The 13,809-nt window shown below is 40.2% G+C and carries 13 protein-coding genes; 6 read left to right on the forward strand and 7 right to left on the reverse strand.

Going from position 1 to position 13,809, the window contains the following annotated elements:
* The first annotated feature begins 14 nt into the window (after nt 1-14).
* Nucleotides 15-2,399 (forward strand): phenylalanine--tRNA ligase subunit beta, encoded by a 2,385-nt coding sequence (pheT, locus tag AAC000_RS13445; protein WP_339723303.1) that lies wholly within the window; start codon nt 15-17, stop codon nt 2,397-2,399.
* Nucleotides 2,400-2,403: 4 nt separating this feature from the next.
* Entirely contained in the window at nt 2,404-2,700 is a 297-nt protein-coding gene (gene ihfA / locus AAC000_RS13450) for an integration host factor subunit alpha (RefSeq protein WP_007620765.1), read from the forward strand.
* Between the two features lie 59 nt (nt 2,701-2,759).
* Here the strand turns inward: ihfA and AAC000_RS13455 are convergent, their stop codons facing one another.
* From AAC000_RS13455 to AAC000_RS13470, 4 genes are all read right to left on the reverse strand, one after another.
* On the reverse strand, nt 2,760-3,953 hold the full coding sequence (locus AAC000_RS13455) for an amino acid aminotransferase (protein WP_339723304.1): 1,194 nt from the start codon (nt 3,951-3,953) through the stop codon (nt 2,760-2,762).
* A gap of 84 nt (nt 3,954-4,037) precedes the next feature.
* Nucleotides 4,038-4,799, reverse strand: coding sequence for an NRDE family protein (locus AAC000_RS13460; protein WP_339723305.1), 762 nt, complete (start codon nt 4,797-4,799; stop codon nt 4,038-4,040).
* 13 nt (nt 4,800-4,812) lie between these two features.
* The gene (locus AAC000_RS13465) at nt 4,813-5,769 is read right to left on the reverse strand and encodes an FHA domain-containing protein (RefSeq protein ID WP_339723306.1); all 957 of its coding nucleotides are present in this window, start codon (nt 5,767-5,769) and stop codon (nt 4,813-4,815) included.
* Nucleotides 5,760-7,016 carry a serine protease gene (locus tag AAC000_RS13470; protein ID WP_339723307.1) on the reverse strand — a complete coding sequence of 419 codons (1,257 nt, stop codon included), beginning with the start codon at nt 7,014-7,016 and terminating at the stop codon, nt 5,760-5,762. Before AAC000_RS13470 ends, AAC000_RS13465 begins: the two co-directional genes overlap by 10 nt.
* A 173-nt stretch (nt 7,017-7,189) precedes the next feature.
* On the opposite strand from AAC000_RS13470, the gene AAC000_RS13475 reads away from it, so the two are divergent.
* Together AAC000_RS13475 and AAC000_RS13480 are read left to right on the forward strand one after the other, a co-directional pair.
* Nucleotides 7,190-7,828, forward strand: coding sequence for a 1-acyl-sn-glycerol-3-phosphate acyltransferase (locus tag AAC000_RS13475; protein WP_339723308.1), 639 nt, complete (start codon nt 7,190-7,192; stop codon nt 7,826-7,828).
* A complete protein-coding gene (locus tag AAC000_RS13480) occupies nt 7,818-9,056 on the forward strand; it encodes a cystathionine gamma-synthase family protein (RefSeq protein WP_339723309.1) in 1,239 nt (412 codons plus the stop codon). Before AAC000_RS13475 ends, AAC000_RS13480 begins: the two co-directional genes overlap by 11 nt.
* A gap of 176 nt (nt 9,057-9,232) precedes the next feature.
* On the opposite strand, the gene AAC000_RS13485 is transcribed toward AAC000_RS13480, so the two are convergent.
* Together AAC000_RS13485 and AAC000_RS13490 are read right to left on the reverse strand one after the other, a co-directional pair.
* On the reverse strand, nt 9,233-9,625 hold the full coding sequence (locus AAC000_RS13485; protein ID WP_339723310.1) for an OsmC family protein: 393 nt from the start codon (nt 9,623-9,625) through the stop codon (nt 9,233-9,235).
* Between the two features lie 6 nt (nt 9,626-9,631).
* Nucleotides 9,632-10,480: a S1-like domain-containing RNA-binding protein gene (locus AAC000_RS13490; RefSeq protein ID WP_339723311.1), complete on the reverse strand. Its 849-nt coding sequence runs from the start codon at nt 10,478-10,480 to the stop codon at nt 9,632-9,634.
* Between the two features lie 150 nt (nt 10,481-10,630).
* Here AAC000_RS13490 and AAC000_RS13495 point away from each other — a divergent pair, with 150 nt between their 5' ends.
* Together AAC000_RS13495 and alr are read left to right on the forward strand one after the other, a co-directional pair.
* On the forward strand, nt 10,631-11,500 hold the full coding sequence (locus AAC000_RS13495; protein ID WP_339723312.1) for a D-amino acid aminotransferase: 870 nt from the start codon (nt 10,631-10,633) through the stop codon (nt 11,498-11,500).
* A gap of 40 nt (nt 11,501-11,540) precedes the next feature.
* Nucleotides 11,541-12,638 carry an alanine racemase gene (alr, locus tag AAC000_RS13500; RefSeq protein ID WP_339723313.1) on the forward strand — a complete coding sequence of 366 codons (1,098 nt, stop codon included), beginning with the start codon at nt 11,541-11,543 and terminating at the stop codon, nt 12,636-12,638.
* On the opposite strand, the gene cmoB is transcribed toward alr, so the two are convergent.
* Entirely contained in the window at nt 12,639-13,610 is a 972-nt protein-coding gene (gene cmoB / locus AAC000_RS13505) for a tRNA 5-methoxyuridine(34)/uridine 5-oxyacetic acid(34) synthase CmoB (RefSeq protein WP_339723314.1), read from the reverse strand.
* Nucleotides 13,611-13,809 lie beyond the last annotated feature (199 nt).

Below are 13,809 nucleotides of genomic sequence, written 5' to 3' on the forward strand. Positions count from 1 at the left end.
GTCGGGTCAAAAATATGAAATTTAGTGAAAAGTGGTTAAGAGAGTGGGTTGATCCAACTATATCAACAGCTGAGTTATCAGAACAACTGAGTATGGCCGGTTTAGAAGTAGACGGTGTTGAAGCCGTAGCCGGTGAGTTCACAGGTGTGGTTGTGGGTGAAGTGGTCGAATGTGGCCAGCATCCCGATGCAGATAAATTACAAGTCACCAAAATCAATGTGGGTGACGATGAACTGTTAGATATTGTGTGCGGAGCACCAAATTGTCGTCAAGGGATAAAAGTAGCGGTAGCCAAAGTCGGCGCAGTACTACCGGGTAACTTTAAAATCAAAAAAGCCAAATTACGTGGGCAACCTTCTTTTGGGATGTTGTGTAGCTTTTCTGAATTAGGTATATCTGACGACCATGATGGCATACTAGAGTTACCTGTAGATGCTGTTATTGGCCAGGATATAAGAGAATACCTACAACTTGACGATGTGACTATTGAAGTCGATTTAACACCTAACCGTGCCGATTGTTTAGGCATTAAAGGCCTAGCTCGTGAAGTAGGTGTACTTAATCAAACTTCAGTTACCGAACTGCAAGTACCTACAGTGACTCCAAGCATTACAGATAGCCGTAACATTCAGTTGCTTGCGCCTGAAGCTTGTCCTCGTTATTTGGGCCGAGTGATTAAAAACATTAATCTTAATGCTGTGACACCGTTATGGATGGTGGAAAAGCTTAGACGTTCAGGTGTTAGAAATATCGATCCTGTTGTAGATGTCACTAATTTTGTGTTGTTAGAGCTGGGTCATCCCATGCATGCATTTGATAACAACAAACTTGAAGGTGATGTGATTGTTCGTTTAGCTAACCAAGATGAAAAACTGACTTTACTTGATGGCAATGACGTCACACTTCAAAGTAACACACTTGTTATTGCTGATTCTAAGAAAGCTTTGGCAATGGCCGGAATATTTGGTGGACTTGACTCAGGTGTGACAAGCGAGAGTAAAGATATCTTTCTTGAAAGCGCATTTTTTGCACCCGACGCTATTATGGGTAAAGCTCGTCAATATGGATTGCACACTGACGCTTCTCATCGTTATGAGCGCGGAGTTGACCCACAATTACAACAGGTGGCTATGGAACGAGCTACACAATTGTTACTTGATATTGTAGGTGGTGAAGCCGGCCCAGTGATTGAAGCTTTAGATAATGCCTTAATCCCAAACAATCGAAAGGTTACTTTAAGACACGCTCGCCTAACTAAAGTTTTAGGTATTGAGATTGCTGCAGATACAGTCACTGATATCTTTCAACGTTTAGGTTTTAGTGTTTCTTTAGATGAGCAAGTATGGCAAATCAGTGTGCCGCCATATCGTTTTGATATTAGTATCGAAGAAGATTTAATTGAAGAAGTGGCTAGGGTGTATGGTTATAACCAAATTCCTGATATTGCGCCTGTTGCAAGTTTGAAAATGTCGCAACATCAAGAGCAAAAGATACAGTTAAGCCAACTCAAAAACACCTTAGTTGAAAGTGATTATCAGGAAGCTATCACTTATTCATTCGTAGACCCTAAAATTCAATCTTTATTGTTCCCTGACATGGAAGGTTTGCAATTACCACATCCCATTTCTTCTGAAATGTCGACTATGAGAGTCAGTTTGTGGACGGGGTTATTACAATCAGTTTCATATAATCAAAAACGCCAACAAAGCAGAGTGCGATTGTTTGAGTCTGGTTTGCGTTTTATACCAGACAACACTGAAAAAACCGGTGTGAAGCAAGAGTTGGTTATCAGCGGTGTTGCGTGCGGTTTGTTAAGAGATGAAAATTGGGATAACGCCACTCAATCAATTGACTTTTTTGATGTGAAAGCTGATGTAGAAAACCTACTTAATTGTGCTGGTGTAGAAGGGTATCGTTTCAATAGTACCTCTCATAGTGCATTACATCCGGGCCAAAGTGCAGAAATTTTAATCGGTGATACCTTAATAGGATACATTGGCGCACTGCATCCGCAGTTTGAAAAAAAGCTGGGATTAAATGGCAAAAGTTTTGTCTTTGAGTTGGAAATTAGCTCTTTAGGGTTAAAAAAGTTACCTCAAGCGCAAGAAATTTCAAAATTTCCTGCGAATCGACGTGACATTGCAATCGTTGTAGACGATGATAAAGTAGTTGGCGATATTTTGAGTTGCATAGAAAAATTTGGCGCAAATCAATTAGTTGGCCTAAACTTGTTCGACGTGTATCGAGGCAAGGGAATTGCGGTAGGGAAGAAAAGCCTAGCAATTTCACTGATTTTACAAGATAAAACTAAAACATTAGAAGAAAACGACATTCAGGCAACAGTTGATGGTATTTTAGTTATGTTGTCGCAAAAGTTTGAAGCATATTTGAGGGATTGACGGTATGGCGTTAACCAAAGCCGAAATGGCGGAACATCTATTTGAAAAACTTGGGATCAACAAGCGTGATGCTAAAGATCTGGTGGAAACTTTTTTCGAAGAAGTGCGTGAGGCATTAGAATCAGGAGAGCAGGTCAAATTATCTGGATTTGGTAATTTTGATTTGAGGCAGAAAAATGAACGTCCCGGTAGAAATCCTAAAACAGGGGAAGACATACCAATTAAGGCGAGACGAGTGGTTACATTTAGACCCGGTCAAAAGCTTAAAAGTAGAGTTGAGAGTTCTAAACCTATAGACTAGAGAATGTTAAAAACTAAAAAACCCGGTATTAACCGGGTTTTTTTATGGATACTGCTTGATTATTTAATAACAGAAACCAGTGCTTTTGCTAATGTATCAACGTTAGATTTGCTAATGCCAGCAATGTTAACGCGACTAGAACCAACAAAGTACACACTATGTTGATCTCGCACCGCTTGCACTTGCTCTGGCGTAATACACAAAAATGAAAACATGCCTTTTTGCTTTTTAACAAATTCAAAGTCTTTACTTGAACCATATTCATTCATTTTCGATACTAATAACGAACGCAGGTCTTGCATACGAGTACGCATGGCTTCAACTTCAGCCATCCATTCATGTCGCAGGGCTGCATCATTTAGAATAATATCAACAAGCGCACCACCATAAGAAGGAGGCATAGAGTATATTCCGCGTGCTATGGATTGAATTTGAGTTTGAATCGCTTGGCGGATGGTACTGTTTTCTGTCACCATCACTGCAATACCTACTCTTTCACGGTATAACCCAAAGTTTTTCGAGCAAGATGCGGCAATGATCACTTCAGGCAAGTTATTAACTAATAAACGCATACCAAAGGCATCTTCTTCTAAACCATCACCAAAACCTTGATAAGCCGTATCCACAAAAGGAATAAAGCCAGTTTTTTGCGCCAGCTCTAATACTACTTGCCATTGTTCTTTTGTTAGATCTGCACCAGTAGGGTTGTGGCAGCAACCGTGCAATAACACAACGTCACCTTTTTTAACTTGACCAAGACATTCGACCATAGCTTCAAAATTGATACTGGCATTGGTTTTATCAAAGTAAGGGTAGGTTTGTATTGCCAGTCCAGCATTACCGATCAATGGTATGTGGTTGGCCCATGTTGGATCGCTGACCCAAACAGTAAGGTCTGCATCACAACGTTTAATCAATTCAGATAAAATTCTCAATGCGCCACAGCCACCAGGGGCTTGCACTGCGGCCACTCGATCGGCAAGCATCGCTGGACTGTCTTTGCCTAACATCAGCTGCAACATACCATCTATATAACCCTGAACACCTTGTGGCGTAATATAGGTTTTAGAGTCTTCTTTACCTAAAAGAATGGTTTGTGCTTTCGCCACAGAGTCGAGAATAGGCGTGTGACCTTGTTCGTCCTTATAAACACCGACACCTAAATCAATTTTATTAGGATTAGTGTCCGCTTTAAATGCAGTCGACAAGCCTAAAATTGGGTCGGCAGGAAGCTGGGGCAATACTTCAAACATGATGTTCCTTAATGATAAATTAGCAGAATAGGTAATAAGCGCTCATTATGCCATTGGTACAACAAAATTCGAGTCAAATTCGCACTAATTTATACTGAAATGAAAGCTCTGGCTGGATGTGCAAGTTGCGGTGTTGTCGTAGGTACGTTCGTACCAGTCAACATTTTGCTGTTTATCGACTTTGAGCACTGTGGACGAACGCGTTCCATAGTCTTCTCCAAGGATAAAAATAGATGAAAGACGGCGTTCCCAATCGATTGGTACACCGGTTTGCGGCAGATCTTCATCAGCCGCCAAAGTCTTATCTAATAGTAGATTAAACAAAACTTCGGGATTGATATCGTGGCCATCTTGGCAATACTCTTCTAGCTTAGCTACGCCTTTATTAATTTTAGGCCAAGGGCTATTTAAACTGGCATTGGATAATCCATAATAACCGCTGCTTAGCTGTTGTATTTGATCTAAATGATTGTTGTATACAGCCAGTTCATTCCATTTGCCAAATAGTAAGTTGTAGCCGTTATAGTTGTCTTTGCTGGAGCGCAATATCTGTTGATAATTTACATCAGGTTTCTGTAGGTAATGAGTGGCCAATTCCCCTCTTGTAATTGCATCAGCAGATATTTTTTGTGGGTCACGCACATTGGTTAAAGAGGCAATGTAACCTTGTTTGTTGATCCCCATCCATGTGCCACCGGCCTGTAAATCTTTGCCGGCAATTATGCCATTGCCGATATGCCATAAATGTGATTCGGCTGTCTCTCTTTTAAAAAACTCATCACGATTGGCGGCAATAATCAATGGATAATCTTTATGTTGATTAACAGCAACGAATAAAATACACATAATATCTTCGCCGTTATTTCGCTTTTAGCTTATCAACTTGGTTAAACAAATCGTTGGCATTGCTAATAAATGTATCTGTCGCTACAGCAGAGGTTATATTGTATTTAGGTGGCAATAGCACTGGGTTGTAACTCGGGCGGGAATTAAATTCTTCGGTGTTTAAAAAGCCCAAAGCATAAATAGGTGCCAATATGATAAAGGTCATCGCACTCGCTATGATGTTGCGTCTTCGATTGGTTTGATGAAACGCAATAAAAAGGCTTAACCAGATAAAGCTACCTACAACTAGGGCAAAGATGATGAGTTCTAACCAAGTGAACCACGCCCCTGGATGAATATTAAATATGGCTATTTTCTGCAGTAAAATCAGCGCATTGGCTAGTAAAACCACTAATAAAGTTAGATTGAATTGACTTACCACATGGCTTTCTTTTTTGACAACCTTGGCTAATACGGCAAAACACAAAGGCCAAATACAAAAAACCGCTAATTGCCCTAATTCTGAAGGAAGCGCTTTAATCAAATTAAACTCTTGTACACTCCCCAAATATTTTGAGAGCAATAAAAAGCTCAAACAAACAAAGGATAAACAAATGGCTAAAAAGCTTTGGTTTAACCAGTTGAGGTTTTCTTCCAGTTCGCTCAAAGGAATGGCTTCTGCCAATGGCACTTTGGTATCTATGATCCTTAAGCGTGTGCGACCAATTTTTATTACATCGTGAGAATTAAGAGTCGCTTGCCTGACAAATTTATTGTTCACTTTGATGCCATTAGTCGACTGACAATCATTGACTATTAATTTGCCTGATTCAGGATCTATAGCTACCAACATATGACTGGGACAGACATAGGGGTCGTCTAAACGTAAATCATTATTAAAATCACGGCCTACGCAGACGTAGTCTTGCTCAAATTTATAATGTTTAAGTGGGATATTTTTCCGAGAAAGAAGCTCTAAAACTATTGCCATGCTATTGCGTCCATAAATTTCTGAGTGAATACCAAAGCAGACTCTTTGCTTACGCCAGCCAATGTATAGTGGCTAATTAAACCCTTGTGGTTATGATCAACAGTGGCTGCAACAAAAAGCACGTCATAGAGTTGCTCGAACTCTTTGTATGCCCTAAAACACAACACGGTTTTATTGGTTACCCCATTGATATTGGTGACTTTATCTTGCTGACAACGATAATTTGTTACATCGGTTTTAGTGGCGTTATTACCTGCGCCTGCACCTGTAATACTTTGTGAATAGAAATTATAAAAACGATGTTCACCCAAAGATTTACCATCTAACCATTCAAACTCAATTTCAAGTCCGCCAGTGCGTAAACCCGTGTGCAAATATATTTGCTCATCTATTTGGCAACGATTCTCAACTGATAAATATAAGGCTTCTTTATCGCTGGTATTCGAGCCACCCCAGCATGCAATAAAGTCTGTAATTTTTGCGGGGATCAAGGCTTCACCTAACACACTGGTTGTCCAATTATGGTTATTCAACAAGGAAAAGAGTTTGTTCTGATTGTCCAATAATTGTTCTTGTATGCGCGGTTTTAACTGCTTGTTTGTTAATGCTTGCGCGTCTTGGCTTATTAATAGGCCCTGAATTTTTGCCAAGGGGATCAGGAAACCAATCTGATTGCCTGCAGTTGCCACGTTGACCCCCATTACTTCACCAAGCTCATTGACCACAGGACCGCCACTCATTCCAGGGTTAATTGAACCTGTAAAATGGATCCGTTGGTAAAAACTGTTTTTCTTGAGTCCATTAAAGGTACCAGGCACGACTATCATGCCTAAGTCATGTGGATTGCCAAGAGAAAAAATAGCACTACCTTGTTCCGGTAATGACTGTGCAATTGGAAACGCACTCTCTTGTTCAGAAAGTGCCACCTTTCTCACTAAGGCTAAGTCATTGACTACGTCTACATCAACAAGTTGAAGTTGTCCTTCGGAGCCATCATGCGCCAAATATTCAATTCTGTACTTGTCTGGGTTATAAACGTATTCAGACACTACATGGTAGTTAGTTACCACATTTCCTAAGGTGTCAATTTGAAACCCAGAGCCGATGGATGATTTATTACCTGACTCTAATTCTATTATTTTGATTTGATACAGCGCGGTGCGATATTGGCCAAATAAGTTTTGGGCCGTTTGTTGACTCTGTGCAATTGAGCAAAACAAAGACAACATAAATATAAAAATTCTCAAGATTTGGGTTCCAGTGACAATTAAAATTACGGGGCCAACTTGGTGTGCCAACTTAGGGGGCCACCCTAGCGGGATAAAACAACATCAGTCAGTTAACATTCTGTTTACACTCGACAAAATCGCTTACATGAGCGACCATTTGCCTAGTTTAAATTGCATAAGCCAAGAATGAAATGCTTGATAAGGTAAATACACCTATTCTTTGTGATCAAGTACCCAGAATGGGTAATAAATTTAGTCAATGGTTGGGCACTACTGTATTAAAATTGATGGGGTGGCGCTACGACGGAACATTTCCTTGTTGTTCTAAGATGATCATTGCAGTGGCACCACATACGTCGAATTGGGATTTTGTATTAGGGCTTGCAGTGGCATTTAATCTGCGACTAAAAATTTCTTTTTTTGGTAAACACAGTATTTTCATCCCTCCTTTTGGAAAACTTTTGCAACGTATAGGGGGTATTCCTATTGAGCGCAGCAACAATCATGGCGTAGTTGATACTATGGCGGATAGGATGCGAGAGGCAGACAAGATGGTGCTTTGTCTTGCACCCGAAGGGACACGTAGTCCTATCTCTCCTTGGAAAACAGGTTTTTTGCATATTGCACACAAAGCGAATGTCCCAGTGTTTTTGGTAGCCTTTAATTATAAGAAAAAACTTATCGAGTTTGGACCAATGCATAATATAAGCGACAATACCCAGCATGAACTGGATAGGATTTATTTGCACTTCAATAAAGCGCAAGGTAAATACCCAGAAAAGACAATTACTCAAGTAGTGCCCCCAGTGGAGATGGATATTGAAAAATAAAGGTTTTACTACCCGTTTGGTACACGCAGATAGGTTATTGAATGCACCTGAAAGTGGTGCTGTACATCAGGCCACTAGTAACTCAGTGCTGTTTGAATTTAAAGATGCCCAAGGATTGGTAGATGTATTTCAAGGAAAAAAAGCAGGGCATGTCTATTCTCGCTCGTCTTCTGGATCTAATGTTGCGTTGCAAAATATTATTACTCATCTAGAAGGGGGAGTAGGAGCTATTACCTTTGCAACAGGCATGGCTGCTATCACTGCCACTATGTTTAGCTTGTTTAAAGCAGGTGATCATTTAATTGTGAGTCATTTTTTATTCGGCAATACCCGCAGTTTTGCTGAAACCATGCAAATCATGGGAATAGAGATTAGTTTTGTGGATGTAACTGATGTACAAAATGTCAAAGCTGCCTTTAAAAGTAATACAAAAGCCGTGTATTTAGAAACTATTGCCAACCCTGTAACCCAAGTGGCCGATTTGTTGGCAATTGGTCAACTATGTCAATCTAAGAGGGCGTTGTTTTTAATCGACAATACTATGACTCCGGCGAATATTTTTGATGCTAATTCTGTATTGGCGTCTTTGACCATTAGTTCTTTAACCAAATATATTGCTGGTCATGGCAATGTCTTAGGTGGAGCGGTAGTCGATACAGGGTTATTCGATTGGAGTGGTTTTGAAAATATTTTGCCTATGTACCGTGGACCAGATAGCACCCAATGGGGGCTAACCCAAATCCGTAAAAGAGGCTTGAGAGATATGGGCGGCACATTATCGCCAGAATCCGCTCACGCAATTTCCATTGGTTTAGAAACCTTAGTGCTGCGCACTGAAAAAGTCTGTGATAACGCATTGCGTTTAGCCTCTTATTTACACACACATGAAAAAGTGTCAGCTGTTTATTATCCAGGTTTAGCTGATCATCCTCAGCACTACTTAGCCAGAGAATATTTTAATGGGTACGGCGGTATATTGAGCTTAGATTTAGCTGACGGTATTGATCCTATTCAATTTTTAAATGCGTTAAATTTAGTGATTTGTGCGACGCACTTAGGCGACACTCGCACCTTAGCTTTGCCTGTTGCATCTACTATTTATTTTGAGAGTAGTGCGCAACAAAGAAAAGAGATGGGCGTTAATGACAATATGATCAGAATGTCTATTGGTATTGAAGATATAGACGACATAGTCGCCGATTTTGAACAGGCATTTTCGCAGTTTTAAGAATCGCTTTTATTAGAAGCCGCTACTAGATTGTAGCTTCGAGCCGCGAGTTGAAAATAGCGTAAAACATTAAAGGTAATAAGGGCATTATTTGCAAAAAATAATGCCCTTATTGATTAACAGTAAACAGAGTCTCAAAAATAGTTTTGCGCGTCGGGCGGCGACCGGCTTGTAGATTAGACTAGTTCGTAACTAGTCGTAATCTCCACATTTCCAGCCAACATCAGCATCACCGAACAATATTTTTCAGTGGATAATTGTACGGCTCTGGCCACATTTTTATCTAATAAACCGTCACCTTTAACTATGTAGTGAGCATGGATTGCAGTGAAAAAGCGCGGAGCTTGTTCCGCTCTTTTGGCCTCTAATTGACAAACACAATCATCAACTTGTTTTCTGGTTTTTTTTAGGATGTCCACCACATCAATAGACGAACACGCACCCACTGAGAGCAATACTGACTCCATTGGAGACATGGATTCTCCATTCCCATCTAAATCTAAGGTATGCCCTGTGTCTGTTTTACAGGTAAATCGTAGGTTTTCTTGCCAACTAACTGTTGCTTTCATTGTGACTTACTTCTTTACTAGGGTTATTTTAGTTTTGTCTAATAAGATACGCTTTTGTCTAAATAATGAACCAAGGGCTTTTTTATAGACATTTTTACTGACTTTAAAACGTTTTGAAATTTCATCTGCAGCACTTTTATCCGTTAAGGTAGATAAGCCATCATGGGCAATTAAGTCTTCAATGATTTGTTCTTCTAAGGAATTGCGGGCACTGGGATCATGAAACTGAAAACAAAGATCAATTTTTCCATCTTCTCGAATACGTTTGATATAACCTGTTAGTGAATGACCCACTTTAATGGGTTGAAATACTTCGTCTCTAAATATTAAACCAAGATGTGACCCATTTATAACGGCCTTATAGCCCATATCGGTGCGACCACAAATTAAAAGCTCTACTTCTTGTTTCGCTTCAAATGTACCACCTTCTTCACATGATTCTTCATATAAAAAATCTTTGAGCTTAGTAGAGGCAGCAAGTCTGCCTGTTTCTTCATCACAGAACACATACACCACATAAGATACCCCTTCTGACATGGGGTAATCTTGTTCACTAAATGGCACTAACAAGTCTTTTTCCAATCCCCAATCTAAAAAGACACCTACCTTAGTAATACTGACCACTTTTAAGTAGGCACAATGATCAACAAATACCTTGGGACGTTTGATAGTGGCGATAAGCCGGTCATCACTATCATGATAAATAAATGCGTTCACCTTATCGCCAAGTTTACAGCCTAAAGGCGCATTTTTAGTAGGCAACAAAATTTGGCCTTTATCGCCAGCATCTAAATAAAATCCGAATGGCACTTCATTGACGACTTCTAGGGTATTGAACTTTCCAACTTGCGGCATGTTTGACTGATTATCTGTAACGAAATTATATGCATATTGTAACTGACCCATAGATTAAGAAATATAAAAACAATGTATTTTTTGTTAAATGGATAGATTTATTCATGGCATAATCAGGCCATAAATTAGAGCTTCTTTACTTGGTGTTTTATGGCAATTGATAACAATATTGTATTTTTAAATGGTGAATTTGGACCCATGTCTGAAGCAAAAATCTCCCCTATGGATCGTGGATTTCTGTTTGGTGACGGCATATATGAAGTGGTGCCATCTTATAATGGCCAGTTAGTAGGATTTGGCTTACATATCGAACGTATGCAAAACGGACTTAATGCTATAGGTATTAAGTTAGATATGGACTTAGATGATTGGCGTGACATTGCTATCAAATTGCTTGAAAAAAATAGCATTGCAAACCTCGGCTTATATTTTCATGTGAGTCGTGGTGCAGATGTTAAGAGATTTCATGCTTATCCTGAGGATATCCAGCCAACAGTGTTTGCCTATACTTTCGAGATCCCGGCTGCACCTAAAGCCGACAAACAAAGTGTCAAACAGTATAGGGTAACAAGTACCGAAGATTTACGTTGGAAACGTTGTCAGATCAAATCCACCTCTTTGTTAGGGAATGTGATGCATTTTCAACAAGGTCATGATGCTGGGGTACAAGAAACTATTTTATATAATCAGCGAAACGAGTTGACAGAAGCCAGTGCTTGTAATGTGTTTATTGTGAAAAATGGAACTGTCATAACGCCCCCTTTGGATAATCAGTTGTTGCCCGGTATAACTCGACACATGTTGTTAGATATTTTAAGGAAAGAGGGCAGTTTGCAAGTTGAAGAAAGAGTCATCAGCATGAGTGAGGTTCGTTCGGCTGATGAGTTATGGTTAACCAGTTCAAGTAAAGAAATTGCACCCGTTGTAGAGCTCGATGGAAAACCAGTGGGCACTGGACAAGTCGGTGATATTTGGCAACTTGCACAAACCTTCTATTCTGCACATAAACATAATTATTAACGTCACTCTTTTCACCCTAATTGGAATGTAAATCAGCCCTATGTATCGTCCTGCCAAAATTATTATCGACTTAGCCGCAATACAGGCTAATTACCGTCTGGCACAAAGTCTTGCACCCGATTCTAAGACTATTGCTGTGGTAAAAGCAGACGCCTATGGACATGGTGCGGTAGAAGTGGCGAAAGCGTTACAGTCACAAGTTGAAATGTTTGCGGTATCTTGTATTGATGAAGCACTGATTTTACGAGAAAACGGGTTGAGGCAAGCGGTTTTATTACTCGAAGGATGTTTTGATAAGTCGGAATTAAAGATTGCCTTGGATAAACAATTTGAAATTGTTGTGCACAATAATTTGCAATTGCAACAATTGCTTGACGCTACACTAGAGACGCCTATAAATGTTTGGCTAAAAATCGATACTGGGATGCATAGGTTAGGCATTTCCCCAAAAGAAGTAGCGTCTACTTATGCTAAGTTACAAGCATCAACTAATGTTCATAATGTTGTTTTAATGACTCACTTTGCACATGCCGATGATGTGGGTGGTGCATACTCGGTTAATCAAATTAGTCAATTTGAAGCCTGTACTCAGGCTATTGTGTCAGATACTCAACAAAAAGTGCAGTTGAGTACGGCCAACTCTGCTGCATTATTAGCTTGGCAGCAAACCAGAATGGACTGGAATCGACCAGGCATCATGTTGTACGGCTTAAGCCCATTCGCTGAACCCTTAGAACAAGCTAAAGCACTTATCCCAGCCATGTCATTTGAATCTCAAGTAATAGCATTGCGGAATATTTCAGCAGGAGAGTCAGTGGGTTACGGTTGCACATGGACCGCAAAACGCCCCTCTGTTATCGCCACTATTGCCATAGGTTATGGAGACGGTTATCCGCGCACCGCAAAACTCGGAACACCAGTATTAATCAATCACCAAAGAGTACCGCTAGCAGCCAGAGTCTCTATGGATCTAATCAGTGTAGATGTCACCGACTTACCAAAGGTTAATATTGGTGATACAGCGCAGTTATGGGGTAAAGAGTTATCAGCCAACGAAGTGGCCAGTTGGGCTGATACTATTGGTTACGAGTTAGTTACACGTATGCCTAGGCGTATTACTAGGCAGTATTCAAATTAACTAACACTCTGCAACCAACACCGCTCTAAGTGGGGCAGGGTAACCTTCAATGGTTTTGCTGTGATCATTAGGATCAAGAAAATCCACTAAGGATTGACTGTCCATCCATTCGGTTGCTCTTTGTTCTTCTAATGACGTGGGCGCAACATCTACTACTCGGATATTTTTAAAACCCACTCTTTGCATCCAAACAGTTAACGCGGCGGTACTGGGTAAATACCACACATTGCGCATTTGTGCGTAACGTTCGCCAGGCATAAAAACAGTTTGTTCGTCGCCCTCAACGACTAAAGTTTCGACCACTAACTCTCCTCCCTTGCGTAGCTGACTTTTTAACTGATATAAAAAGTCGATGGGGCTGCGTCTATGGTAAAGGACGCCCATGGAAAATACTGTATCAAAGGCTTTGAGTTCAGGTAATTGCTCCACACCAACAGGCATGAGATGAATACGAGGATCTGGATTGAAATGTTTAATGGCTTGGAATTGTGTCAAAAACAACTGTGAAGGGTCGGCTCCAACAACCATTTTGGCGTCTTCGCCCAGCATACGCCACATATGATAACCACTGCCACATCCCACATCTAAAACATAACGATCTTTCAGTGAATGAATGTGCGGTTGTACTCTGTCCCATTTCCAATCCGAACGCCACTCAGTATCTAGGTGTATACCATGTAAGTGAAACGGGCCTTTACGCCATGGTGCAAATTGTTTTAGTAATCCAAGTATTTGTTTCTGGGTATAATCACTAATATCATCTGGGAGTCCAAATTCCACTTTGTCATTTAGGTTAATAAGTGAAGTCTGTGTTTCTGGTAGTTTGTTTAACAACTTGACCCATTTAGTAAAGTCACCGTGTAACTGTTCTTTTTGCCAAGTTGCTATTTGAGCCGGCAGTATTTCTAACCAATGACTAAGGGGGGAGTCAGCGATCTGTTTGTAAAAATCATTAAACCAGTTAACAGCCAAGTGGCCTCCTATTTAAAGCAGCTAAGAGCTGATAGCTTAGAGCAGCAAGCTAAAAGCAGAGTAAAAAATAATAGACGGAATTATTTGCAACAAATGATGCCATCTTTGATTGACAGTTAACTCAATAATAAAAATACTTTGTGTAGCTAGAAGCTAGAAGCTAGAAGCTAGAAGCTAGAAGCTAGAAGCTAGAAGCTAG

Origin of the sequence: uncultured Paraglaciecola sp. (genome assembly GCF_963977085.1) — a bacterium.
Taxonomy (GTDB): domain Bacteria; phylum Pseudomonadota; class Gammaproteobacteria; order Enterobacterales; family Alteromonadaceae; genus Paraglaciecola.